At 53.5% G+C, this 24,641-nt stretch carries 20 protein-coding genes; 9 read left to right on the top strand and 11 right to left on the bottom strand.

The window, feature by feature from the left end:
* Window positions 1-103: 103 nt before the first annotated feature.
* Window positions 104-1,513 (bottom strand): aspartate ammonia-lyase, encoded by a 1,410-nt coding sequence (gene aspA / locus DPRO_RS18590; protein ID WP_097013418.1) that lies wholly within the window; start codon window positions 1,511-1,513, stop codon window positions 104-106.
* Between the two features lie 176 nt (window positions 1,514-1,689).
* On the opposite strand from aspA, the gene typA reads away from it, so the two are divergent.
* The 9 genes from typA (at window position 1,690) to DPRO_RS18545 (ending at window position 11,403) form a co-directional block, all read left to right on the top strand.
* Complete coding sequence (gene typA / locus DPRO_RS18585; protein WP_097013417.1) at window positions 1,690-3,534, top strand: translational GTPase TypA; 1,845 nt, start codon at window positions 1,690-1,692, stop codon at window positions 3,532-3,534.
* A 210-nt stretch (window positions 3,535-3,744) separates the two neighbouring features.
* Complete coding sequence (locus tag DPRO_RS18580) at window positions 3,745-4,512, top strand: substrate-binding periplasmic protein (RefSeq protein WP_097013416.1); 768 nt, start codon at window positions 3,745-3,747, stop codon at window positions 4,510-4,512.
* A 115-nt stretch (window positions 4,513-4,627) separates the two neighbouring features.
* Window positions 4,628-5,554, top strand: coding sequence for a 4Fe-4S binding protein (locus DPRO_RS18575; protein WP_097013415.1), 927 nt, complete (start codon window positions 4,628-4,630; stop codon window positions 5,552-5,554).
* 269 nt (window positions 5,555-5,823) lie between these two features.
* On the top strand, window positions 5,824-6,222 hold the full coding sequence (locus DPRO_RS18570) for a TadE/TadG family type IV pilus assembly protein (protein WP_097013414.1): 399 nt from the start codon (window positions 5,824-5,826) through the stop codon (window positions 6,220-6,222).
* A 4-nt stretch (window positions 6,223-6,226) separates the two neighbouring features.
* Window positions 6,227-6,616, top strand: a complete 390-nt coding sequence (locus tag DPRO_RS18565) for a TadE/TadG family type IV pilus assembly protein (protein WP_157917563.1) — start codon at window positions 6,227-6,229, stop codon at window positions 6,614-6,616.
* A 3-nt stretch (window positions 6,617-6,619) separates the two neighbouring features.
* Window positions 6,620-7,795 carry a pilus assembly protein TadG-related protein gene (locus DPRO_RS18560; RefSeq protein WP_173806821.1) on the top strand — a complete coding sequence of 392 codons (1,176 nt, stop codon included), beginning with the start codon at window positions 6,620-6,622 and terminating at the stop codon, window positions 7,793-7,795.
* A gap of 141 nt (window positions 7,796-7,936) precedes the next feature.
* Window positions 7,937-8,287 (top strand): DsrE family protein, encoded by a 351-nt coding sequence (locus DPRO_RS18555; RefSeq protein ID WP_097013412.1) that lies wholly within the window; start codon window positions 7,937-7,939, stop codon window positions 8,285-8,287.
* Between the two features lie 58 nt (window positions 8,288-8,345).
* Window positions 8,346-9,104: a substrate-binding periplasmic protein gene (locus tag DPRO_RS18550; RefSeq protein WP_097013411.1), complete on the top strand. Its 759-nt coding sequence runs from the start codon at window positions 8,346-8,348 to the stop codon at window positions 9,102-9,104.
* Window positions 9,105-9,120: 16 nt separating this feature from the next.
* Window positions 9,121-11,403: an ATP-binding protein gene (locus tag DPRO_RS18545; protein ID WP_097013410.1), complete on the top strand. Its 2,283-nt coding sequence runs from the start codon at window positions 9,121-9,123 to the stop codon at window positions 11,401-11,403.
* A gap of 63 nt (window positions 11,404-11,466) precedes the next feature.
* Here DPRO_RS18545 and DPRO_RS18540 read toward each other — a convergent pair.
* The 10 genes from DPRO_RS18540 to DPRO_RS18495 all read right to left on the bottom strand — a co-directional run bounded on the left by DPRO_RS18540 (window position 11,467) and on the right by DPRO_RS18495 (window position 24,610).
* Window positions 11,467-12,698 (bottom strand): IS3 family transposase gene (locus DPRO_RS18540; protein ID WP_097010824.1). Its coding sequence is split into 2 segments (ribosomal slippage): window positions 11,467-12,344 and window positions 12,344-12,698, totalling 1,233 coding nucleotides; the frame shifts between segments, so codons are not numbered across the junction.
* Between the two features lie 103 nt (window positions 12,699-12,801).
* Complete coding sequence (locus DPRO_RS18535; RefSeq protein WP_097013409.1) at window positions 12,802-13,812, bottom strand: electron transfer flavoprotein subunit alpha; 1,011 nt, start codon at window positions 13,810-13,812, stop codon at window positions 12,802-12,804.
* 10 nt (window positions 13,813-13,822) lie between these two features.
* Entirely contained in the window at window positions 13,823-14,632 is an 810-nt protein-coding gene (locus DPRO_RS18530; protein ID WP_097013408.1) for an electron transfer flavoprotein subunit beta/FixA family protein, read from the bottom strand.
* Window positions 14,633-14,726: 94 nt separating this feature from the next.
* A complete protein-coding gene (locus tag DPRO_RS18525; RefSeq protein ID WP_097013407.1) occupies window positions 14,727-16,568 on the bottom strand; it encodes a 4Fe-4S ferredoxin in 1,842 nt (613 codons plus the stop codon).
* 81 nt (window positions 16,569-16,649) lie between these two features.
* The gene (locus DPRO_RS18520) at window positions 16,650-18,758 is read right to left on the bottom strand and encodes an acyl-CoA dehydrogenase family protein (protein ID WP_097013406.1); all 2,109 of its coding nucleotides are present in this window, start codon (window positions 18,756-18,758) and stop codon (window positions 16,650-16,652) included.
* Window positions 18,759-19,132: 374 nt separating this feature from the next.
* The gene (locus DPRO_RS18515; RefSeq protein ID WP_097013405.1) at window positions 19,133-19,618 is read right to left on the bottom strand and encodes a GNAT family N-acetyltransferase; all 486 of its coding nucleotides are present in this window, start codon (window positions 19,616-19,618) and stop codon (window positions 19,133-19,135) included.
* A gap of 2 nt (window positions 19,619-19,620) precedes the next feature.
* Window positions 19,621-20,460 carry a DNA polymerase III subunit delta' gene (locus DPRO_RS18510; RefSeq protein ID WP_097013404.1) on the bottom strand — a complete coding sequence of 280 codons (840 nt, stop codon included), beginning with the start codon at window positions 20,458-20,460 and terminating at the stop codon, window positions 19,621-19,623.
* A gap of 14 nt (window positions 20,461-20,474) precedes the next feature.
* Window positions 20,475-21,740 (bottom strand): adenylosuccinate synthase, encoded by a 1,266-nt coding sequence (locus DPRO_RS18505; protein ID WP_097013403.1) that lies wholly within the window; start codon window positions 21,738-21,740, stop codon window positions 20,475-20,477.
* A gap of 114 nt (window positions 21,741-21,854) precedes the next feature.
* Window positions 21,855-22,253, bottom strand: coding sequence for a hypothetical protein (locus tag DPRO_RS18500; RefSeq protein ID WP_173806819.1), 399 nt, complete (start codon window positions 22,251-22,253; stop codon window positions 21,855-21,857).
* Window positions 22,254-22,387: 134 nt separating this feature from the next.
* Complete coding sequence (locus DPRO_RS18495; protein WP_097013402.1) at window positions 22,388-24,610, bottom strand: bacteriohemerythrin; 2,223 nt, start codon at window positions 24,608-24,610, stop codon at window positions 22,388-22,390.
* Window positions 24,611-24,641 lie beyond the last annotated feature (31 nt).

Genomic DNA, 24,641 nt, shown 5'->3' with positions numbered 1-24,641 from the left:
AGGCTGAACACATGCATTACGCCAAGTAAAAGGACCGCCATGAAATCATGACGGTCCCATACACTACATTCATTGCAGCAGTTACTATCGACATATCCCCAGTCTATCTGCGATGCACATATCGTGGCTTGACCATGTTCTCCGGCTTCAGGATATCTTCCAACTCCTCCTCGCTCAGTATGCCTCTGTCCAAAACAATCTGATAAACGGAACCGCCGGTTCGCATGGCTTCCTTGGCTATATCAGCAGACGCCTCATAGCCTATATACGGGTTGAGCGCCGTGACAAGTCCTATGGAGTGCTCAACCATATCCCGGCAACGCTCGGCATTGGCCGTAATTCCACTGACGCACTTGTCTGCCAGTGTAATACAGGCTCGACGCAGCATGTTGATGGATTGGAAAAGAGAGAATCCGATGACCGGCTCCATCACGTTCAGTTCGAGCTGTCCGGCCTCGGAGGCCATGGAAACAGTGACGTCACTGCCGACAATGGCGAACGCGACCTGATTGACCACTTCCGGGATGACCGGATTGACTTTGCCCGGCATGATGGAGGACCCCGGCTGCATGGGCGGCAGGTTGATCTCGTTCAACCCGCAGCGGGGACCGCTTGAGAGCAATCGCAGGTCATTGCAAATCTTGGAGAGCTTGACCGCCACACGTTTCAGCACACCGGACAACTGGACGTACACGCCCGTATCCTGTGTCGCCTCAACGAGATCCGGCGATGATTTGAGGTTGAGTGTCGTCAACTGAACGAGCTTCTCGGTCACGGTCCGCGTGTAATCGGGGTGCGAATTCAAACCGGTCCCGATGGCGGTTGCGCCCATGTTAATCTCGTAAACGAGGTCCTCGGCCTCATCCACACGCTGCACATCCTCACCAATCATGACGGCCCATGCATTGAATTCCTGCCCAAGCGTCATGGGAACAGCGTCCTGCAACTGGGTACGGCCCATCTTGATAATTTCGGAAAACTCCTTGCCTTTGCGCATGAAGCTTTTCTGCAAGTACAGCATCGCTTCCATCAGTGCCCGCAGGTCAAGTATGATGGCGATATTCAGGGCCGACGGATACACATCATTGGTAGACTGAGACATGTTCACGTCATTGAGTGGATGAAGGAACTCATACTGCCCCTTCTCGTATCCCATTATTTCCAACGCCCGGTTGCAGATGACCTCATTGGCGTTCATGTTGGCGGAAGTTCCGGCCCCTCCCTGGATAACGTCTACGACGAATTGATCGTGCAGTTTTCCGCTCACGACTTCTTCACATGCTCTGCAGATGGCACGACTTTTCGTTTCATCAAGCAATCCCAAAGAGGAGTTTGCCTCGGCCGCTGCCTGCTTGACATAAGCCAAAGCCTCAATCAATCGCGGATAGTGGGACATGGTAATGCCGGTAATATGAAAATTCTCGCGAGCACGAAGCGTCTGAATGCCGAAATATGCATCATCTGGTACTGGCAGTTCACCTAAACTATCATGTTCCTTCCTGTAATCACTCATCTTCATCTCCTGTATACAAAATTGCATGACCCGAACGATCAAATAATACGTACAATAAACAGCCAGAGAATTGAACGCTATTATCGCAGATCGCCAATCTCTGCTTGCCAGCAGTAGCACTTTCGATTATCCCCTCACCTGCAATAGTGTGCCCTTTACATATTATCGGAGAGAGAATGAGCACAAAACAAAACAACGAGAAACTTCGCAACATCGCCATCATCGCCCACGTCGACCACGGTAAGACCACCCTGGTGGACGCCATGTTCAAACAGTCCGGTTTGTTCCGCGAAGGACAAACTATAGACGACCGTATCATGGATTCCATGGACCTGGAGCGAGAACGCGGCATCACCATCGCCGCCAAAAACTGTTCCGTGACCTGGAAAGATGTCAAGATCAACATCATCGACACCCCCGGTCACGCCGACTTCGGCGGCGAGGTTGAGCGCTCCCTGTCCATGGCGGACGGAGCCATTCTGCTCGTTGACGCATCCGAAGGGCCGCTGCCGCAAACCCGCTTCGTGCTGAAAAAAGCGCTTGAGCGCGGACTGGCCCTCATGGTTGTCATCAACAAAGTTGACAGACAGGACGCCCGCCCGGACGAAGTGCTGAACGAAATTTATGACCTTTTCATCGATCTGGACGCCACGGAAGACCAGTTGGACTTCCCGCTGCTGTATGCCATTGGTCGCGACGGCATTGCCATGGAATCCCCGGATGAACGGGGCGAGAACCTTCACATCCTGCTGGATACAGTGCTTGAGCACGTTCCCGGCCCGGTTCACGACACCAATGAGCCCTTCCAGATGCTGGTTTCCGACCTGTCCTATTCCGACTACCTTGGTCGTCTGGCCATCGGAAAGATTCACCACGGCTCGGCTAAGTCCAACGACCAGTTGGTCTGCCTCGCCGATGAAGGCCGCCAGATCAACCTGAAGGTTACCAAGCTGCAGACATACGACGGTCTCAAGGTTGTTCCGACTGAAGAGTGCATGCCTGGCGACATCGTCGTCATCGCAGGCATCGAGGACGTATGCATCGGTGATACCATCTGCACCAAGGAAACCCCCAAGGCGCTGCCACGTATTTCCGTTGACGAACCCACGGTTTCCATGCGTTTTGGCATCAACACTTCCCCCCTTGCGGGCCGGGAAGGCAAACTGGTTCAAACCAACAAGATTCGCGAACGGTTGATGAAGGAAACCCTGCTCAACGTCGCCATCCAGGTCGAAGAAACTGAAAATCGTGATGCCTACCTCGTCAAGGGACGCGGTGAATTCCAGATGGCCATCCTCGTCGAGCAGATGCGCCGCGAAGGATTTGAGCTGACAGTCGGACGCCCGGAAGTCATCATCAAGGTACAGGACGGCAAGAAGCTTGAGCCCATTGAGCATCTGTTCGTTGATTGTGATGAAGACTTCATGGGAATCGTCACCGAGAAAATTCAGACCCGCAAAGGCCGCATGACCAACATGGTCAACCACGGCACTGGTCGCGTCCGTCTTGAGTTCTCGGTACCGTCCCGTTCGCTCATCGGCTACCGGGATGAGTTCCTGACCGACACCAAGGGTACTGGTATCATGAACTCCTACCTGGAAGGGTACGGAGATTACCGCGGCGAATTCAACTCCCGCTACACCGGATCTCTGGTTGCCGACCGCTCCGGCAGTGCCGTAGCTTACGGCCTGTTCAACCTTGAACCACGCGGTCGCATGTTCATCGTTCCAGGTGACGACATTTACGAAGGCATGATCATCGGCGAGCACAACAGGGATAATGACATCAACGTCAACCCTGCCAAGGAAAAGAAGCTCACCAACATGCGTGCTTCCGGTAAGGACGAAGCAGTTATCCTGACTCCGGTCAAACCCATGACATTGGAGTATGCACTGAACTTCATCAAGGATGACGAACAGGTCGAAGTAACACCGAAATCCATCAGGCTTCGGAAGATCGAACTCTCCGCTCTGGTCCGCCACAGAGAAGAAGGCCGACGCAAGAAAGCCAAAGACAACTAAACACCTTTAAAGCCCCGGCATCCTGCCGGGGCTTTTTTTGTTACCACACCACCAAAAGAACTCCGCGCCCCTACAACGTGCTCATGCATATCGAAACTGATAGCTTTTCGCTCTACTTAATCCCGACTTAAAAGCTTGAGATTAATATCAATTACAAGCAAAAGAATTAACACCTTTCCATGAAAGGCCAGTGGTGCTATACATATAATCATGGAAACCTTGTCTACACGTATCAGGCGCACCGTTATTGCCATGGCACTGAGCATATTCGTGCTGCTGGCAACAGGTGGTGTAAGCCATGCCGAGCAGCCCATGCGAGTGGTGTGCGACACGTGGCCCCCTTACCAGATCACCCGGAGCGGACAGGTTTCAGGTTTCGCTGTCGAAGTCGTTGAAGCTATGTTTGAACAACTGAATGTTTCGACCACTAAGCTGCAAAGCTACCCGTGGAAGCGGGCCTTATCCATACTCGAACACGGTCATGCCGACGCTTTGTTTTCTGCCAACTATACGCGTGACAGAACCATCTTCGCACACTACCCGGACGAACCGCTTGTGGAAGCGCCCTGGGTGGTGTGGACCAGGGATGACACCAATATTCGTACCATGGAAGATCTGAAGGGGAAGCGGGTTGGCGTGGTCCTTGGCTACAGCTACACCCCTGCCTTCTGGACATTCATCGAAACATTTTGTGATGTCGAGCAGGTTTCGACCGATGAAATCAACATGCACAAGCTTGAACATGGCCGCCTCGACGCCATGGCCGCAGAATATGGCAATGGCTTGTATCTCTCCCGAAAGCTCGGCTTCAAGCGGGTCACACCACTTCGCGACCTTGAGATCAAGAGCGATGGTCTCTACATCATTTTCAACAAGGAAACCGTTGAAGCCTCTTTCGTTGACAGGTTTTCCCAAGAATTGACGCGATTCAAGGAAACGGAAACCTACAGTAGTATCTACAAGCGTTACTTCGAGTAGCTCTTCGCCGGAACACCCTGCCCCCATACATTTTTTTTCTGGACCGGATTGACATTCCGGACATGAAGCGTAGTGTTTTATCAAACAAGCTGCATCTACAACGACACGACGCGCCATGAAATTGCCATTTATCAAAGATTCCACCCTCGACTATTTCCGACAGGCCAAAGAGCACGGCCTGCCCTTCTGGGAACGCCTGCACGGGTATGTATACGGCCGCTGGTGTTATCACTATATCGGCCTTGCCGGGGACAAGGATCCCTGGTGGCGCTACCTATGGGCGCCTCTTGTCTTTTTCATCGACAAGATGACGCCGTTCGTTCCGTCGGAAAGAAATAAAGTCGGTGACCCCAATCAGGAAAAACCGACATGGGGCGACACCTATCACGGCAAAGTCATGCCACTTGGCGAGGTATCCAAACTCGTCACCATCAACAGGCCGGTCAACACCGAGGTGCCGGAACAGGTCTTGCCCTACACCCGCGCAAAGGAAATCATCCTGCGAAATCCCGAGCGGATAGTGCTTCTGGATTGTCCATGTCGAACCGGCATGAAATCACCCTGCAAACCCATTGATGTCTGTCTGCTGATCGGCGATCCGTTTGCATCGTTCATGCGCGAACACCATCCCGACAAGACCCGCGACATCACAGCGGAAGAAGCCCTTCGCATCCTGAAGGCGGAAAATGCCCGGGGCCATGTATCCCATGCATTTTTCAAGGATGTAATGATTGGTCGGTTCTACGCCATTTGCAACTGTTGCTCGTGTTGCTGCGGCGCCATGAAAGCCCAGATCAACGGAGTCCACATGCTGTGTTCCTCCGGCTATCTGGCCGAGGTAAATGACGAAAATTGCGTAAAGTGCGGCATCTGTGCCGGGAAGTGCCAATTCAAGGCCATCGGTTTCAACAAGGATTCCGCCTTCATCCGTGAGGACAAATGCATGGGGTGCGGCGTGTGCGTGGAAGCGTGCGCCAAAGATGCTCTCACTTTGCGCACCGCCCCTGAAAAAGGCGAACCGCTTCTGGTAGATAGACTGTGATCAGAATGGAATTTTTTTCTCCTATCAGTAAATTCTTTCACTGAACCAGAAATATATGCCCTCTATGAATATTGGAGTATTTTAGTCCGAATCTATTTTTTTTAGATATTTTTCTCGTATACTCCATTAACACAGTCTGTAAATCGACAACGACCACCAGCAAAACCTATTGATTCCAGACAATTAAACATTCCAACGATTTCTTCTGTCTCGTGGCATGCTCTTTGCTTTTACTTTGATGCCAATCAAGTAATTCTCAGGAGACAAGTATGCAGAGAGCCAGAAACCATAAGAACAGACGCGGGTCTTCCATCGTAGAGGTCGCGCTCCTGTTGCCCATATTCATGATGATCATGATGGGTGTTATGGATTTCGCTCGCCTCTACTGGACACAAAGTGTCGTCCGTGGCGCCGCCTATGAAGGTGTCCGGGCTGCCATACTTGCAGAAACCACCAATACACAGGTCGAATCAATAATCCTCAGTGAGTTGAGCATCGGTGGCGTGGAAGCCACACCATCAGTTACAGTCGGCACCCGTGAACCCCAACAGCCGGTTGACGTGACCGTTGCCGTGCCGTTCACATTCCTCGCCATCGATCGACTGATCCCCCCGCTTGGCGGTGTCAATCAGGTTACCGCTACGGCCGTTATGACCCATGAGAGGTAGCCGTATGCGCAGAAACGAGACTCACAAGCAAGGAGTGGCAATAGTCGAATTTGCATTGATCATGGGCATTCTCCTCGTGCCGCTCATGGCCGGTGTTTGGGACGTATCCAAGTTCATCGACATCAATCAGATTCTTACCCGAGCCGCCAGAGAAGGCGTTGTGCTCGCCTCTCGCGGCAAGGAACCAACCGAGACAATTCAAAATTATGTGGAATCGGCAGGGCTGGACCCAAGCCATCTGACTGTCACTATCACGCACGGTACCGATGACATCAACTTCGGACAGGAAGTGAGTGTTGTATTGACTTTTGATTTTTCCGGTTACACCATCTTTCCATGGGAAGATATCATCCCGCAGGGCCTGTCAACCGCAGCCTTCGCAAAGGTGGAGTAAAACATGCAACACAGACTGCAATCATTCATCCGACAGGAAAGAGGCGTCGCCAGCGTCATGGTGGCCCTTGGCATGACAGCTCTTCTTGGGCTGGCCGCGCTGGCCATCGACATAGGTCAGATTCACCTGAAGCGCGGAGCTCTGCAAACCGCCGCAGACACAGGCGCGCTGGCAGGAGCAAGCTCCATGATGTCCGAAGGACATGAATTCGCCAAGATTCGATCAGTCGTTACCAACTACGCCACACGAAACATGGTCGCCGACGACAAGCCCGCACAAGCACTGACCAACGCGGATATCGTCTTCATGAAGGACGGCGTTCCAACAGAAATCAACCCCAATCAGGTTGAAGTGACCGTCACTCTCAGCGCTGAACGCGGCAATCCGCTGAATCTTTACTTCGGCAGGATTCTCGGCATTAACACAGTCGATGTCCAGGTTGTCGCCCGTGCCGGGATCGTAGGCATTTGTTCAAGCAAGTGCGTAAAGCCGTTTGTCGTTCCGACCAAGTTTGAATGGGATGACACTGCCGCTCCCGGAACCAAGTACTATAATAACGGCGAAATGGACGTAGATAGCCCAGAAGAAGTCAACTCGGTCAACGTTATCGGCTACGGCCAAGACGACATTGGCACATCCATCATCATCAAGCCCGGCGATCCTCAGCTTGCCATTGTTCCCGGTCAGTACAACCTTGTGGACCTGCCGCCTGCTAATAAGGGGGCTCCGGTCACGGGTGCTGATGCCGTCAGGGAAAACATTGCCGGTTGTACCGGATCAAACAGTGAATTTGCCGTGGAACCCGGTGACGAGCTGCAGTTGGAGCCAGGCAATTCACAGGGACCGGTCAAGCAGGGCACTGGAGATCTCATCAGTCAGGACCCATACGCCTATTGGGATACATCCACGAACTCCGTCCAGGGAAGCCAGCACAGTGATCCACTGGATAGCCCACGCGTCGCCTTGATGGCATTCTATGATCCCAAGCAGCCGCCCACGTCCGGCAGAAACTCGATCATCGTGTACGAGCTGGGTGCTTTCTTCATCGAAAGTGTTGACTCGGAAGGCAATGTTTCCGCCCGATTCATGAATACCGTCGCCGTTGATCCAATTTCCACTGACGATACCAACTGCATGCTCCGCATGAGCAGACTGGTACTCGACTCCAGCCGACAATAATCCAACCATCAGGCCCCTCGTCAAAGAGGGGCTTTTTCTTGCTTGAAGACTTTGTGCGGATTAAAAGCACAAGGTTTTCTTGCTCATGTCTTTCTCCTTCGCTATATTTAGATATTGGACATAATTAACATGGAGAACGGCATGACCAAACAAGTCTCTGATTCCATCTTCATTATCTGGAGTTCATCTGACCCCGAAGTAGCGCACAACCTGGCGCTGATGTACGGACACAATGCAATGTCGCAAAATTGGTGGAAACGCGTCCGCTTTATCATATGGGGACCGTCGGCAAAGCTGACAGCCGAGGACATTGATATTCAGATTAAAATCAAGGAAATGATGGCCAGTGGAGTTGATGTTTGGGCATGCAGGGCATGCTCGGAGAACTATGATGTTTCAGACGAGCTTGAAAGCCTCGGCATCAATGTTCTTTTTGTTGGAAAACCCGTCACCGAGATGCTCAAGTCCGGATGGCGGCAGCTAACCTTCTAGACTGGCAACACTGTAGCCTTTTTGCCCGGTTTCCCGTCGAAATTCTCAAGGAGTAGGTATGAGAATAACACAACTGATTGCAGTCATTGCAATGACAGCCGTGTTCGGTCTCTCGGCATTTGCAGCCCCGCCTCTGCGAGTTGCCACGGAAGGCGCATACCCTCCTTTCAATTACATTGACGAGAACGGCGACCTCGTAGGGTTTGATGTCGACATCACCAAAGCGCTCTGCACAGCCATGGGGCAGGAATGCACCATTGAGACCATCCCCTGGCAGCAGTTGCTTGAGAATCTTGCTTCCGGGAAAGTTGACCTGATTGTAGCAAGCATGGCCCGAACGCCGGAACGCGAGCAGATCGCCGATTTTTCGGATTATTACTACCGTTCTCGCAGTATGTTTGTCGGCTTGCCAAATACCTCTATCAACCTGACACCATACAGTGACGAGCAACTGACAATCGCTACGCAGAGCCATACGGTGCAAGAGCAGTACTTACGAGAACAGTATCCTCAATCAAAGACTCTTGCCTGTACAACAATTCAGGAGGCTTTCACGGCTTTGATACAAGGTAAAGCCGATGCCGTTCTGATTGACAGCCTCACTGTTTTCGACTTCCTGCAAACGGACGCCGGTAAGCCCTACGATATCATCGGCCCCGCTCTTCCGCCCAACAACACCTCAAGTGAAGCCAGAATCGCCGTGGCAAAGGGCAACAAACAACTCCTCGAAAGAATAAACAAAGCACTGAGAACCATTCGACTCAACGGCGAGTTTTCGAGGATAAACCATATGTATTTCCCGTTCTCAATCTACTAAAGGCAATGCCAGCCAGATGCTAGGAAAGACCAAAAGGATATCACGCTTTCGCAAAAAGCCCGGATTGGTTCCCACAGCTGGGACCTCTTTTGCGGCTGCACTTCTGCTGTTGTTCATCATCGGCATCATCACCAGCAATTCGCTGATAACCATATCAAATCTGGCAACCAGCACCCGTGACGAGGTGCTCCCTGCGATCATGAATCAGCAGCGAACCGCAATGAATCTTGAGCGGATGGGACGTTTTGCCGACATTATCTACTTTTCCGATGATGCTGATATTCGGCGTAAATACAAGCTGGCCGCCAAAATTATGTCCCAGGATTCAGTTTTCGGTGAGAACCAGGAAGTTAATGGAAACGTTATTGAAGCGTATGGCGACATTGAGGCCATAGCTGATTTGCGAAATCAGCAAGACGAGGCCTGTTCCGACTGCCAGGACACCTTGCATCTTTTTAGCCCCGGAAGCCCGGGAGCAGAAGCATTGCTCTCAATCAATAACGGCCAACGACTCATACGACTGATTTATCTTGCAACCAACGCCGAGGATAGCAACCAACTCGATCTGGCTACACAGGAGTTTAGCCAAATCATCGGTGATCAAACCATATCACCCCAGATCGTTCCCTATATCGAGCGGGCAAACGACCTTCTCCGCAACCTCGAAGAACAGCTTGCACTCCAGCAAAAGGCGTACGAGAAATGGACTCAGGTTACCACGTTTCTCGATGCCCTTCCCTCGAACCTCTCGGTAGAGGCTGCCATAACCGCCAACGATCGTTTCACTTTGATCGATACGGAAGCGGGCATCACAATACGCATAGTGATTGCAACAGTGTTCGTTTTACTTGTCGCTCTATTTATTCTCCTGTACTTTGCACAACGCGATATCGTCGCTCCGATCATGAAATATGTTAATGGGCTGAACCGGATCAGCCGGGGTAACCGGGATGTGATTCTTCCTGAAGCCCGCCTCCGGGAACTGGACGAGATACGAGCCAGCGTTGAACGGTCCGCCCGACTGCTCAAACAGACAAGCAAGCAGACCGAAGAGATGCGTCAGGCCAACGAAGCCCTGGAAACCGAGATCGAAATCAGGACGCTTGCCCAGCAGGAATTGGCCAGAGCCAAAGTTCGGGCCGAAACCGCAGATAGGGCGAAATCCGAATTTTTGGCTGGAATGAGCCATGAAATACGTACGCCGATGAATACCATGCTCGGTATGGGAGAACTCCTGCTGGAATCCGACCCAACACCGAAGCAGCGTCGCTACATAGAAATACTACGATCCTCAGGAGAGATGTTGTTGGAAATAATCAATGATGTATTGGACCTGTCAAAAATAGAAGCTGGAGAGGTACAGTTGGAAACAACCGTTATAGATCGAGATGAATTCCTCGCCAGAACACATAGAATCGTTTCGGATCGTGCCGCCCAAAAGGGGCTTGATTTCGTCATTGATGTTGATCCGAATGTGTACCCGTACTTCCTTGGCGACCCCACCCGACTCAGGCAGGTCCTGGTCAACCTTATTGATAACGCCGTCAAATTCACCGAGGAAGGCGAAGTACGTCTGGCTATCCAGCCCATCGACCCAAGTCACCCCGAAAAGGTGAACTTTGCCATTATCGACACCGGCATAGGCATACCTCTCAAGTCGCAAGAGCAGATATTTCAGCAATTCACACAGGCCGACCATTCCACCACCCGCCAATATGGCGGGACCGGACTGGGCTTGGCCATATGCCGCAAACTCGTGAGCCTGATGGGGGGAACCATTCGCCTGGAAAGTGCGCCTGATCAGGGCTCTGTGTTCCACTTCACTCTAGAACTGGAGCAAGCTGATCCATCGGCCCCTGACGTCCTGCGCACCAGTCGCCATCAGGCTGTTGATCCTTTGGACGACATGCGACCAGTCAAGCTACTGATTGCGGAAGACTCCGAAAGCAACAGGACCTTGTTCGAGCTGTATTTCCGACATACGCCACATAATATTGAATATGCCCACGACGGCAGCCAAGCTGTCGAGATGTTTAAGAAACAGCGATATGATATCATTTTGATGGATATCCAGATGCCGATCATGGACGGGTATCAGGCGACTCGAACCATTCGGCTACTGGAAGAAGAAATGGGACTGGACCCGACTCCCATCGTTGCTGTGACAGCCAACGCGTTCAATGAAGACCTCGAACGAAGCAAGGCAGCCGGGTGCACTGACTACCTTTCCAAACCTGTGAGCAAAGCCCGTGTTCTTGACTGCATAGAACGCAACACGAACAAGGACTCGGCTTCATAGCTCCCCTCCTTGAGATACGACTGAGCCGTCCTGAAATAGGTTGACGGTTTTTGAAGGTTTCAATCAGGCTGTGGGGCTAGCCCCACAGCCTGATTCGTGTACATCGTTTGGCGTTCTCATTCCTAGGCTGAGATGTGGCCGTTGTGAATTGTATATCTCAACGGATTCCCTCACCAGGGTATTGAGCTCTGCAAAGTCGTTGCATTTGGTGACCATGAACTCTTGCTTCAGAATTCCATTCATCCGTTCCGCCAAGGCATTTTGATAGCAGTCATAGCCATCTGTCATGGAAGGAACCATGCCGGATTCCTGGAGTTTTCTCTGGTAGACCGAAGAAGCGTATTGGAGTCCTCGATCTGAATGGTGAATTGTATTCACCCTCCTTCGCTTGTTTTCAACTGCCGCGTCCAGCGCTTTGGTTGTGCTTTCCGCACTGAGATCCCGGCTCACGTTGTATCCCATTATCTTCCGGCTGAATGCATCTGTCACCAGCGACAGATAGCATGTTTGCTCACGTGTATTCACGTAGGTAATGTCGCTTACGAACACCTGCTCAGGACATCTCGGTTGAACATCTTTCAACAAGTTGGGATGCTTTTTTAGCCAATGCTTCGAGTTGGTTGTCTTTGTATAGTTTTTCCGTCGCTTGATGAGCATATGCTCTCGCCGCAGCAGGGAAAACAACCCATCACGTCCGAGCCTGATTCCCTTTGCGGAAAATGCGTCCTTCAACAGGTGGTACAGCTTTCGAGTCCCAAGGCGGGGCATCCTGGTCCGCACGTTCAGGACCATGGCCTTTGCCTCCTGATACATGGCTTCCCGTGCATCATGGCGCTTTTCAGCCTGATACACGGACTGCCGACTGACCCCGAGCTGCCTGCAACAAGCAGACAAGCTTATTTGTCTTTCTCTCTGAAGACTTCGTGCAGCTCGGGGGTAAGCTTTTTTCTTATAGAAGTCCCAAACTCGCGGTCGGAAATCTCAATCATTTTATTGAGAAGCGCGGTCTTGATCTTTTCTTCCTCAAGCTCTTTCTCCAGCCGTTTGATCTTCTGGACCGGTGTTTCTCTGGCTTTTGGGTCTTTTCGGGAATGTACCATGGACTTGCTCCAATCAAGGGTGCCGTGCTTCCTGAGCCACTTCAGCACAGTGCTTCGCCCTTGAATACCATAAAGAGCCTGAGCCTGCTTGTACGTCATCTCGCCCTTTTCCACCTGTGCCACAACCGACAATTTAAAGGCCATCGTGTAATCGCGTTGGGTGCGTCTAACTCGCTGTTTGGATTTGTCTTCCATAAATAGGTCCTCTGGGTGTCAACCTATTTCAGGACGGGACAGACCAATAAAAAGGGCCGCTTCGATAATCGAAGCGGCCCTTTCTTCTGATATGTAATAGCAACTAATCCAACAGTTCGTTGACCTTTTTCATGATCTCGAACGCATCACCAACGTAGAGCACGTCGCATTTGCCCTGTGCCCAGCCGCAGCTGGCATCGGTGTTGATAGCGCGACGTTCCTTGATGAATCGCCAGCCGACAACATGGGGTTCTTCACCATGGCAGCAGGTCGCAAGACCTTTGGCGTGACGCGGGGATGAACCGGTCTGACCGATCTGATGCATATGCGTCAGGAAGGAAATGACTGCGCCGCCTTCACCGGAGATATCCACCAGCGATTTGGACGAGCCAAGGGAAGCCTTGGTCTTGCTGAGGAAGCGAAGAATGATGTCTTCAGCTTCGGCAACATGGACTTCACCATCAGCCTGCTTCTTGGACCAACCTGCACCGGCAACCAACAGGGATTGCGCATCGGGGCGGATAGTCTGCTCGTCTTCGGAAACGCACTCCATGCCCATAGGCTTGGTACGAACAGAAGAGAGATCAGCTTCAATGGTCTCGATCTCTGCGGAACCACTGCCCTCAAAGGCAACGGAACAACCGGAATCAAGGGTCATGATCCAGGGACGCTCTTCGCGGGTCAGAGTGCCTTCCATGCGCTGACGATAGAACCAGCGCTTGGCAACAGGCTTGCCATCAACGGCTTCCACACAGGAGATGTGGGTATCCACTCGACCGCCCAGACGAATGGCCAATCCGGGGATGGCACGGCTGTAGCGGGAGGTGGCCGGAGCAATGATGATCTCAGCCTCTGCAGCCTTGGCAATAGCCTCGGCAGCAGCCAGATCGATGGAATAGACGCCGTCGTTGTAGGCAGGTCCGGTCACGGCCAAAAACTTGGCACCGCATCCGGCGATGGAGTCGGCAGCGGCGGCAACATCAGCTCCCACCAGTCCGACAGTCAACTCAGCGCCCAGCCCATCAGCGAGTTTTTTCGCAGTGGACAGGGATTCCAGGGCGACTTTCGACAACGTGCCGTCGCATTCGGTATGTGCAATATACAATACTGTCATTGTCTCCCCCTTACGCCTTGATCCAATCAGCAATTTCTTGGGCCATCTCTTCCACGGAAGCGTCCTTGACCACACGCGTTTCGCGTCGCTGCTGCGGCACTTCGACGCCCTTGAACGTCAGGGAAGTACCGGAAAGATCAGCGGGCTTGGCCTGCTGCAATGCGGGCATATTCTTCTGCATGTTCTGCATGCCGATCTGCGGATTGTTGGGCGGCTCGGGCAGTTCGCCGGTAGCCCAGCCCAATACGGCAGGCGCGCTGTCAACGACGGAACGCTGGTACGCTCCACCTTCGACGCGCTCAAGCACTTCGAGGGAACCGTCATCGCCAACAGTCAGTTTATCAACGCCCTGGAACTGCTCGGTTACACCCTGCATTTCGCCGACCATTTGCATGACAGCGCCGGAACCGCGGGAAGCGGACTGCCAGCCACCGAAGAGCAGCATCTTGGACTTGTCCAGTCCGGCGATGCCGTCAATGCTCTCGGACAGAACCTTGGCAGTTTCATAGCTATCCGTGAAGCCCGAGGCAGAACCATCTGCAACGACCAACTGGAACGGTGCCTTCTGCGAAACAGCCATCATCACCTGCTGTAACTTGGCTTTGGGGCCAAGAGCGACAAGCCAAACCTGGCTTCCGGGATTTTTGGCCGCGAGATCAGCGGCTTCATACAAAGCATGACCGGCCCATGGATCGAGCACGGCCGGAAGCATCATTTCATTCTGCAGGGCCGGCCCGTTGGGGCTGTCCTGCGGTGCGAGCGTCTGGAGCGGGTCCGGAACAATGGAACCGCAGACCACGATGTGGAAATCAGTGCTCATCTTTGGTTTCTCCTTAAGGTTGTTGGCGGCGCACAGTACAACTTCCCCGCGCCGCATACCCATCGGTGAAGAATCACCGCGCTATAACAAAAAATCAGTTTTCAACGGAATGCAATCCACCGGAACCGCTTCGAAACTGGACATTTGTACGTTCCGGATCCTTGTAATTGGACTTGCTGCAGTTCCACATGCAGGCACCGCAGTGCACACATTTTTCCCTGTCAAACAACGGCATGCCGCCTTCAGGGTTGGTATAAATTGCCTGCCCGGAACACGCCTCGATACAGACCTGCTCCCGACACGCCTCACACGTGCCTTTATCCGCGAAACGGACATGGTCGCCATAACCATGGTTGGCCTGAACCTTGCCGCCCATCAGCAGTGCATCCTGATGCGACACGAGCAACGTACCATCCAACGGTATTTCCGGCCACCCCACGCGCTCCATGAGTGCATCGTGCAGGCTTGTTCCCTTCTTGGCACATTCTTCCCGAATGTCCTGAATCTCGCCTTCGGGGATGTAGTCCTTGTAATATTCTTCAATGGAGGGGATGCGATCCTGTGGTTTCACCGCCTTGCCGGGCATGTTCAACTTGCCACCGGTCAATCCGGTCATGCCCATGCCCAGGAAGCCCATAAGCACGTTATGCGTGAATCCGTCACGGGCCTTCTCGGCTACCTTGGCTTCTTCTTCGACCCAGGAATCCCGACGCTTGGCAACGTAGGTTGCTTCGAGATTCTCCTTGGTGAATTCCTTGCCCTCTTTCAAAAGCTCCAACACGGACTCACCCAACTGAACGCCTGTGGCCCATGCTTCATCAACGCCGGAGCCGGTCAGCACATTGGTGGAGCCGGAGCCTTCGCCGATGCGAGCGAATCCATCGCCGCACAGAAACGGTTCGCCCTGCTTGCCCGACTCGAACAGCGACTTGGCGCCCCATGAACGCATGGTTCCGCCCTCAAGGCGTTTCCAGAGATACGGGTGCATCATCCAGTGCTGCATGTAGCGATAGGCGGTACGCACCGGATTGTCGAACCAGGACGGCACGAAAATACCGAGTGAGGCGACGTTATTGGGGTACACGTAAAGGAATCCGAAAATTTCCGGCTCGGGATAGCCGATGGTGTGCAGGACAGTGCCGGGTTTCCAGTCGCAGCCTTCAGGCAGATCGACCACACACTTCATACCCACGGCCCATTCCCGCTGATGCTTGCCTTCGGGCAGACCTAGTTCTCTATCGAGATGCTGTCCGACCGGCCCGACAGGACCGTCAGCAACGACAGTCAGTGCGGCTTTCATGTCCATTCCAGGCATGAAGCCTGCTGATGGCGTTCCGTCTTTTTCGACGCCCTGATCAGCCATGCGCACACCCTTGACCGCTTTGCCTTCCATAAGAGGCTCGGCCACCGGGCTGGACGGCCATATCTGCGCCAGACCAGTACCCATCAGGTTGGAACCAACCCACTGGTTCAACTGACCAATGGAGAAGACCATACCGGGGTGCTTTTCAAGAAACGGCGGGATGTACGGCAGCTCATACGCGTCATCTTCCATGAACCGGCCCAGCATTTTATCAGCCAGTTTAAACGCGGTCGGACGACGGCTGGCGCCTACCGGATCGGCAAGATACAGAATCTTTTCTTCGGTAACTTCGTGCGCCATGGGAATCTGGGAAAGATCGAGATCAGGGAACGACGCCTTGATGGCCCGCCCCTTGGTCACAACGCCTGAAACACCAAATCCGATATCATCAGCGCGCTCATAGCAGATAACCTGCGGCGGCATACCGGGCATGGCTTTTGATTCGGCGACGGGGGTTCCGTCTTCGTTCATCAGGCCGCGTGTCAGCGTGGTCAGAAAACCGCCGGCAGCCGGTCCGAATCCGACGCAGACAATATCGGTTTCCATCTCAGCACGGGGAGTCTCGTCACTCATCGTAGCCTCCGGGGAAAAGTGGTCAGTTTGGGTATAATAAAAATGGAAGGGGAGCATTCACTCCCCTTCCATGATGTGTATTTAACCGATGGGGTAGTCCAGCGCTTCGGGAATCATGACGCAACACAAGGCGTTGCCTGCCCGATCCCTGGCCATGCGTGAACCGGCCATGCACATGTCGACTTTGGCCTTGAGTTCACGGAACTGCTTCATGTCTTCCCGGTCACACTGAGACTGATCGCCCAGTTCGCCGGAAGGCTCATTGCACTTGCAGGTGTTGAAGCCGTAGACCAGTTCGGTGCAGATACGGGCGACTTCACCGGCAGCACGGGCAGCCTGCACATGGCACATATCCTTGTAGAAGCTGGTCAGGTCTTCGAGACCTTCGGCCAATGTCGGGGACATGGGGCCTTTTTCGATCAGCTCAAGGACATCCGTGGTGAGGAAGTATGGTCCGAGCAACCAGCCGAGGGCATCCGCCATCGGGAAGGTAACGCCCTGACGCTTGTTGTGGAAGAGTTTACGTCCTTCGTCGTCCTTGGCGCCCTGGAGGTATTCCAGGGTGTATTTCCAGAGTTCCATGGCCGAGGCGAGCACAAAGCTTCCGAGGCCGGGGTTCTCCTTGCCAGCCCGCTTGAGCTGGGCAATCCATGCATCCATGGTGTGCAGGAAAACCTCGTTGGTCATGGTCATGGTCATGTGACGACGCTGAACAGCTTCCGGGCCTTCGTAGGTGGCTTCGAGCTGCGTATCCGCCCACTTCTGCATGAGGAAGCCGGGGCAATCTTCGGTGATACCGTAGCCGCCGACCAGAGCGACAGCTTCGCGCATCATGTTGGCGCCAACACCGGTGTTCCAGAGCTTGGTGCCGGGGTTGAGCACGCCTGCCAGGGCTTCCTGATACGCATAGCTAACCAGCGTATCGTTCTTCAATTCTTCATAGCGGGCCTGATCGCGCTCTGCTTCGGGAGTGTATTCGAGATCAACGAACTCGAACACGGTCTCCTTCATCTTGCGAAGGGCCATCATCTGCTTGCGGGGAGATGTCACACCCTCGGCTTCAAAATGTGCTTCCTTGGCTTTTTCGATGGGATCGAAATCGTCAGCCAGACGGGAGGCCGCGAACGCGAGAGAACAACCGGCCTCACCGGATGCCCATACATCGACAAGACGCTGGAGCGCATCTTCGTTGGCCTGGATACCCTTTTCAAAACGGGGGGAACCTTCCTGGCAGGCATCGCCACCGCGGAAACGATTCCGGTGATAGCGGATGACCGGCTCGACTGCGGACAGCAGCTTGGCAGAAGACATCAGGCCGACAGGAATACGGGTCCGGTGAAATACGGAACCGATGATTTCGGAGTGATTGTATTTGGGTACGATAACCCCATCAACCACATCGTATCCGCCGATGATTCGATCGGCAGGAACTTTGAGATTGAGAATGGGATCGCGTGTGGAAGACAACTGGTGGACCATCTTCAGCGTCGGTGCACCGCGGTCATAAACACCTTCGTCGCCCTCTTCGAGGATGACCATGAATGTGCCCTTGATACGATCGTCGTTGGAATCAACGGCAGCCGTAACAAAGTTGGCGAAGTCCATGTTGGTGATGAAACGACCGCGCTTGTCGATCTGGAGCATGGGCTCTTCACCCTCTTTCCAGTCGGCCACGGTGGCCTTGCCGCACAGTACGCCGGTATCAACCCCGATGTACGGGAGCGGTTCGGTCAGAGCAAAAGCACCACGCCAGATTTCCCGATCTTCACCGGGCTGGGGCGGCACACATTTGGACATGTAGTAGTCACGCTGCTCAGGGGTTCCCTTTTCATGAATGGGAGCCAGAGCCAGACAGGAGGCCAGCGAAGAAGTGGCGGCACCGGCATCGACCCAGGCCAGTTCAAAAGCGACCAGCGAGAGCGCGAGGTTTTTGGGGCCTTCGATATACCCACCCTGATGGGGGTCCATGAACAGCGCGGTCAGACCGGACTGGTCGAACGCGGTGAGGAGTTCATCTTTCTGCTCTGTCCACTCGTGAGTGTTGCGAGCACCCTCTGCAACCAGCTTTGCCACCACACTGCGTGCGATGGAGCGGGCAGATTGTACGGACATTTGCAGGTCAAAACGGTCGGCGAAGCGCCACATGATCTGACGGACATCGTCTCCCGGAAGAGTTCGCAGTGTATACATAAAATCTTTCCTGAGTTTGGTTTAGTACAGGCATTTGCGACCATTAATATAATAATCCCGCACGGTAGGTCACAATGCATGTCGAGTCAAAACTTTTTTCTCTTTTAAACAACCGTTTAACCCGCATGGTTACTCGATTTCTTCGCTTTCAGCTCTCGCTGGAACAGCCATGTTTTTCGTGCAGGAAAATGGCAATTCAAATCACTTGGAAAGACCGAATCAAAACGGAACAGGAGGCAAGGAAAAGAGTATGTTACATGTAGCAACTCGGACTGGGGGGAGAGAAAGAGAGGATTATTACTTGTGAGTGGTTAAGTGAAAGCATGCGTATCGAAACGTTCACCAACCCACTTTTTACAACCAGAGAAACCGCACTACTCAGGCACACAGTACCGATAGAACTTCACATCAACATCCATCAGCGGGATACTGTCCGGCACCTCGGACCGCTCTACCTCGGTGAAACCGGATTTTTCATAGAATCGATGGGCCGCGTGATACACATCCACTGTTCCGAGATAGATCGACTGAACGCCCCGGGATCTGGCCCAGTCGAGCAACGTCTGCATGAGCGAAGCGGCAACACCTGCTCCACCCCCCCGGTACTCCCTCTTCACAAACATCTTGCGCAGAGCACACACGCCATCGCCAACATCTTTGAGTGCGATGGTCCCGATCAGGGTATCCCCATCAAAAGCGAGCCAGAAGTTTCCTGCTCCCTGCTGATAGAATTGCGTTATGTTTCGGAGGTCCGGTTGCTTTTGCGCCGAGGTGGCGACACCAAACTCATCAATCTGGATGGAAGTGATCAGCTCGACAATGCTGTCAGAATCGTGGCCTTCATACGGTACGATCCGCACGACTAACTCATTCGGGTGGCAACCCAGTCAAGCACCATGGCCGGATTGACAGGCACCTGCGTATTGAGGGCGTCCTGCGCCTGGTCCAGAACCAGACCAATTCGACGCAGTGACTTGAGATCGTGGGTGTTGGCAAGCGTGGTGGAGAGAGGCGTCGAACAGGCACCCGACATTGCTTCGCAGAGTTCCCGCTGCATGCCGAGAACCACTTGCAGGGCAAGGTGCTTGTCCACGGCACCTTTGGCCGAGGTTTTCTCGAACCACCCGCGTCCAGAGCTCCAGAAGTTGACCAGCGCCGTTGTCCACTCATTGATCTCAGGAGGATTTGAGCGCACGTCAGGCCAGGCAAGGGTGACAACCCAGGATCGGGAGACCAAGGTATCGAGCAACCGTTCACGCTGCGGAGCGCTCAAGACGAACACGTTGCCGGGACGCGGTTCCTCAAGGGACTTGAGCAATGCGTTGGCCGCTTCGGTCATGAACATCTGGGCCTCGGCAAACACGGTGACACGGTAGCCGTCACCGTTGGGCGGTTGCCCCCAGGTGCCGCGCTGATCGCGAACCATATCGACCTTAATCAGCCCTTCCCTGCCATCGAAGAACAGCAGATCGTTGTAGGCAAGGTCGCCGATCTGTTTGCATGCGGGACACTCTCCGCAGACATGTTTGCCCGAAGCGCAGTTGAGCCGCATGGCCCAGTACAGGGAAAGGGCGACACGGCTATCCGCGTCGCCCCCTTCTATAACGATTGATTGAGGCGGGTCGTGAGCAATGGCGTCCAGACGCTTAACCGCATGTTCATGCCCCACAAGGGCTGCCAGCGGATCATCGTGCATCGTCATCGCACACACCTCACCTAAAAGGTCTGAGCCCGATCCGGACCGACAGAGACAATACCGACTTTCACACCGGTGATCTCTTCGATACGGCGCAGGTAGTTGACAGCATTTTCCGGCAGGTCGTCCCAGGAACGCGCACCGGTGATGTCTTCATCCCAGCCGGGCATGGATTCATATACGGGAGTCACATACGCCATGCCGTTCTCTTCCTGCGGAGGATAGGCAATCTGTTCACCCTTGTACTCATAGGACGTACACAGCTTGAGTTCTTTCATACCGGAAAGCACGTCGAGCTTGGTGATGGCCAACTCGGTGGGACCGTTCAAGCGAACGGATTCCTTGAGCACCACGAGATCAAGCCAGCCGCAACGACGTTTACGTCCGGTGGTTGCACCGAACTCGTGTCCCTGCTGCTGCATGTATTCGCCATCGGCGTCATCTAGTTCCGTGGGGAACGGACCGCCGCCAACACGGGTTGTGTAGGCTTTGACAATGGCGATGATGCGCTCCAGGTCACGCGGCGAACAACCGGCACCGGAAGCAGCATTGGCCGTGACCGTATTGGAAGAGGTCACGAACGGATAGGTGCCATGGTCGATATCAAGATGGGTTCCCTGTGCGCCTTCGAACAGAACGGAACCGTCAGCCTCCTGAATGGCCGAAGACACATCGCCCAAGTAGGCGGCCAGGCGTTCGGCAACAGGTTTGACTTCATTGAATACAGCCTCGGCATCCATGGGTTCAGCATCGTAAAGATGCTTGAACAGGACGTTTTTCTCTTCAAGAGCCTTGCCGATCTTCTTCTTGAGCAGATCAAGGTCGGCAAAGTCTCCGGCGCGGATACCGCAGCGGTTCATCTTGTCTTCGTAGCAGGGGCCGATACCGCGTCCGGTGGTACCGATCTTGCCGGCTTCGGACTTGGCAGCTTCACGAGCGGAATCAATCAGGCGGTGATACGGCATGATGACATGCGTCTTTTTGCTGATCATCATGCGCTTGGCGGAAACGTCGAGCCCTTTGGCTGCGAGTTTATCCAGCTCTTCGCAAAAGACGAACGGGTCCAGCACGACACCATTGCCGATGAGACATTGTTTCCCGGGATGGAGTACGCCGGAGGGTATCAGGTGAAGAATACATTCCTTCCCGTCAACCACCAGAGTGTGCCCGGCGTTGTTGCCGCCCTGAAAGCGGACGATAGCCTTGGCGTCTTCCGCCAGCATGTCGACTATCTTGCCTTTGCCTTCGTCTCCCCATTGAGAGCCGAAAACTACGATATTGGCCATGTTATTGCTCCTTGAAATACCGGGAAACCGTCCCGGCGAAATTTACGCGCACAAACGGTTATCTTCCGTAAGTATAATTTTGAGCATCTGTCAACTATCTCATATAGGGAATTATTACTTATTTTTCGGCGTCAACGTGAGAATTTTCCCTTTTCGTCCTTTATTTCCATCGCTCTGGCCGGATGTTGCCTCATCATTTTCGGCATCCTGACCCCGACCTTTATCACGCAAGGCAGAGGGTTCCGGCGCAGTGAGTGCAGCCAGATCAACTTCCACAGGACCTTCATCCGGCATGCGGGAACGCGCCCAGTTATAGTTGAACAACTGATTCTTCATTCTGGTCGATTGAATGATATTCAGTACGATAACGGCCTCTTCCCACCGTTTGGTCGGCTCAAAATGCGACACCCGATCAGCGTATTTTTCCCAAAGACTCATAAGGGAGGCTTCATCGAACGCGTTGATCTGACGAGCAATTTTCAAAAGGGCTTTTTCCATATGACTTTCTGACATGTATATATCCTAACTTCAAATTCGGCACGCATGCCGGGGATTAACTCATAGCAAAATTCCACCCAGTGGGCCATTCCAAAAAAACGACGCTTCCGAACAGGCCGGAAGCGCCGAAAACAGTTTTCGTATGGAAGCTAATATAAGCCCTTACTGTTCATGTAGGGCGAATATGCTCGGTCCACGACCTTGATATGTTTGGTCAGCCACTGCTTGAGGAAATCAAGGACCTCTGATGTGACAGAACTTCTGCCTGAAAGAATCTTCTCTTCAAAGCTGAGTACCTTGTCCACGAACATCTTGTGCTCATTGGCATGGGCTTCGGACTCCGGGTAGCCGTACTTCTCGAACAGCGATTCCTCGTGGGCGAAGTGGAACACGGTGTACTGCTTGAGTTCTTCCAACACTTCCTTGATGGCACTGCGTCCCTGACCGGATCGCATGGCCTTCTGCAAAGCATTGATAAGGTCAACCAAGCGCAGGTGCTGCTCGTCGATCTCGCGAATGTTGGTGGAGAACTCATTGCCCCACTGCATCACACCGTCAGGATCAGCCGCTTTCAGATTCGAGCGATCCGACATCCGTCTGCCCTGCGCCTTGAGGTCAGCCTCGATTTCATCCAGGCTCTTCAAGTCCGGATTCAACATTGCGCTCGACTGGCCGGACATATCACGAATAACCACATCCAGATCAGCCGCCAGAGCCGAGAGGTGTTCAAGGCTTTTGGCCGCACGAGCCATACCGTCAGCCGTTTCATTGGCAACACTGGTCACCTCGGAAACAGCCATGTTGATCTCTTCGCTGGCTGCGGACTGCTCTTCGGAGGCCGTGGCAATGGATTCCACCATCCCGGCAGTCTCGCCGACAATGGAAACAATCTCACTCATGAATCGACCGGACTCATTGGCAGCCTCGGTGGATTTGACGATATCTTCCACCGACTCTTCCACAGCCTTGATATTGCTGCGCGCCTGTTCCTGAATGGTACCGACAGCATCACCAACTTCCTTAGTGGCGCTCATGGTCTTTTCAGCAAGCTTGCGCACTTCGTCGGCAACAACGGCAAACCCGCGTCCGGCTTCACCGGCACGAGCCGCTTCGATGGCTGCGTTCAATGCCAGGAGGTTGGTCTGATCAGCGATATCGGTAACAACATTCATGATGTTGCCGATATTCTCCGCCTGTTCACCCAGTTGCCCCATGGACTCATTCAAATGGAGCATTTTATCCTTCACGGCATCAAAGGATGACACCGCCTCACGAACGCCGTCAGCACCGGTCTGGGCATTCTCGCGAGCACGGCCAGCGGCTTCGGCAGCGTTGGATGCGTTGCGAGCCACTTCGAGAACCGTGGCGTTCATTTCTTCCATGGCCGTGGCGGTTTCCGCCATACGGTCACGCTGCACGCCTGTTCCGTGATTCACTTCGTCCACCTGAGCGGCAAGTTCACCCGCGGCAGCAGCCACGCTTTCCGAAATTCCTCCGGCGCGACCGGCAGCATCAGACATGGTGGTAAGCAGCAGGGTCACCTGCTCCTGTTTGGCGTTGGCTTCTTCAGCAGCCTTTTTGGCGCTGTCAGCGTTGCGTTCCGCCGTCGCTCTCTCAGAAGCCACGTTCTCCATGGTTTCTCTCAGGTTACCGACCATGACTCCAAGCGTTTCCTTCAGCGCTGCCAACTCGCCGATGAAGCTACCCTGAATTTTAGCATCCAGATTGCCGCCCGCAATTTCACGGGCAAATGTTTCAAGTCGAGAGAGCGGCCTGGCAAGGTGGGTATTGAGAGCAAACAGAACGCCGAGGAATATGATCACGCCGATGGCAACGCAGATGGATTGACTGACCAAAAGAGTGGTCACTCTGGCTTCGGTCTCGCCCTGCATCATGACAACGGCTTTATTCATGGCCTTGAGCACATCCATGCTCTCCATGATTATCCGGCCTTCATCCAGCGGGCCACCGGCAAGTACGGCCTGAATATGTGCCTTGTACGGCTTCCACAGACCGGCAACCGTGACCAACTGATCGCGCACGTCATCACTGGCTTCGGGCAGAGCCGCAACCGGTCCTTTCGGATCGAGTGTCAACGGCGCGTCACCTGAACGGGTAAGGGATGCGAGCGTGGTTTCAAAGACCTGCATGGTCGTGTTGATCTGTTTTGCCAGTTCAGCGCGTTGCTCTTTTTCATAGGCCAGAATCTCTTTGGCTACCTTCTGGCTCAACATACGCTGTCTTCCAGCGAGGTTAATAACCAAGCTGTCACTCTTCTGGCTGGAGGTCACAAGCCATGTCGAAAGAAACATGCTGACAACGATTAAAAATATGAGGGCGACCGACCCCAGCAAACGAACTTTAATTTTCACGAATCCTCCGTGGAATAACCTTATAGACGGG

The organism is Pseudodesulfovibrio profundus (genome assembly GCF_900217235.1).
Classification (GTDB): Bacteria; Desulfobacterota; Desulfovibrionia; order Desulfovibrionales; family Desulfovibrionaceae; genus Pseudodesulfovibrio; species Pseudodesulfovibrio profundus.
The sequence above is the reverse complement of the archived record's forward strand: the minus strand, read 5'-3'. Positions and strand labels throughout refer to the sequence as shown.

Coding starts and splice junctions, on each gene's coding strand:
- aspA (WP_097013418.1), bottom strand. CDS start 1,513: ATGAGTGATTACAGGAAGGAACATGATAGTTTAGGTGAACTGCCAGTA.
- typA (WP_097013417.1), top strand. CDS start 1,690: ATGAGCACAAAACAAAACAACGAGAAACTTCGCAACATCGCCATCATC.
- DPRO_RS18580 (WP_097013416.1), top strand. CDS start 3,745: ATGGAAACCTTGTCTACACGTATCAGGCGCACCGTTATTGCCATGGCA.
- DPRO_RS18575 (WP_097013415.1), top strand. CDS start 4,628: ATGAAATTGCCATTTATCAAAGATTCCACCCTCGACTATTTCCGACAG.
- DPRO_RS18570 (WP_097013414.1), top strand. CDS start 5,824: ATGCAGAGAGCCAGAAACCATAAGAACAGACGCGGGTCTTCCATCGTA.
- DPRO_RS18565 (WP_157917563.1), top strand. CDS start 6,227: ATGCGCAGAAACGAGACTCACAAGCAAGGAGTGGCAATAGTCGAATTT.
- DPRO_RS18560 (WP_173806821.1), top strand. CDS start 6,620: ATGCAACACAGACTGCAATCATTCATCCGACAGGAAAGAGGCGTCGCC.
- DPRO_RS18555 (WP_097013412.1), top strand. CDS start 7,937: ATGACCAAACAAGTCTCTGATTCCATCTTCATTATCTGGAGTTCATCT.
- DPRO_RS18550 (WP_097013411.1), top strand. CDS start 8,346: ATGAGAATAACACAACTGATTGCAGTCATTGCAATGACAGCCGTGTTC.
- DPRO_RS18545 (WP_097013410.1), top strand. CDS start 9,121: ATGCTAGGAAAGACCAAAAGGATATCACGCTTTCGCAAAAAGCCCGGA.
- DPRO_RS18535 (WP_097013409.1), bottom strand. CDS start 13,812: ATGACAGTATTGTATATTGCACATACCGAATGCGACGGCACGTTGTCG.
- DPRO_RS18530 (WP_097013408.1), bottom strand. CDS start 14,632: ATGAGCACTGATTTCCACATCGTGGTCTGCGGTTCCATTGTTCCGGAC.
- DPRO_RS18525 (WP_097013407.1), bottom strand. CDS start 16,568: ATGAGTGACGAGACTCCCCGTGCTGAGATGGAAACCGATATTGTCTGC.
- DPRO_RS18520 (WP_097013406.1), bottom strand. CDS start 18,758: ATGTATACACTGCGAACTCTTCCGGGAGACGATGTCCGTCAGATCATG.
- DPRO_RS18510 (WP_097013404.1), bottom strand. CDS start 20,460: ATGACGATGCACGATGATCCGCTGGCAGCCCTTGTGGGGCATGAACAT.
- DPRO_RS18505 (WP_097013403.1), bottom strand. CDS start 21,740: ATGGCCAATATCGTAGTTTTCGGCTCTCAATGGGGAGACGAAGGCAAA.
- DPRO_RS18500 (WP_173806819.1), bottom strand. CDS start 22,253: ATGTCAGAAAGTCATATGGAAAAAGCCCTTTTGAAAATTGCTCGTCAG.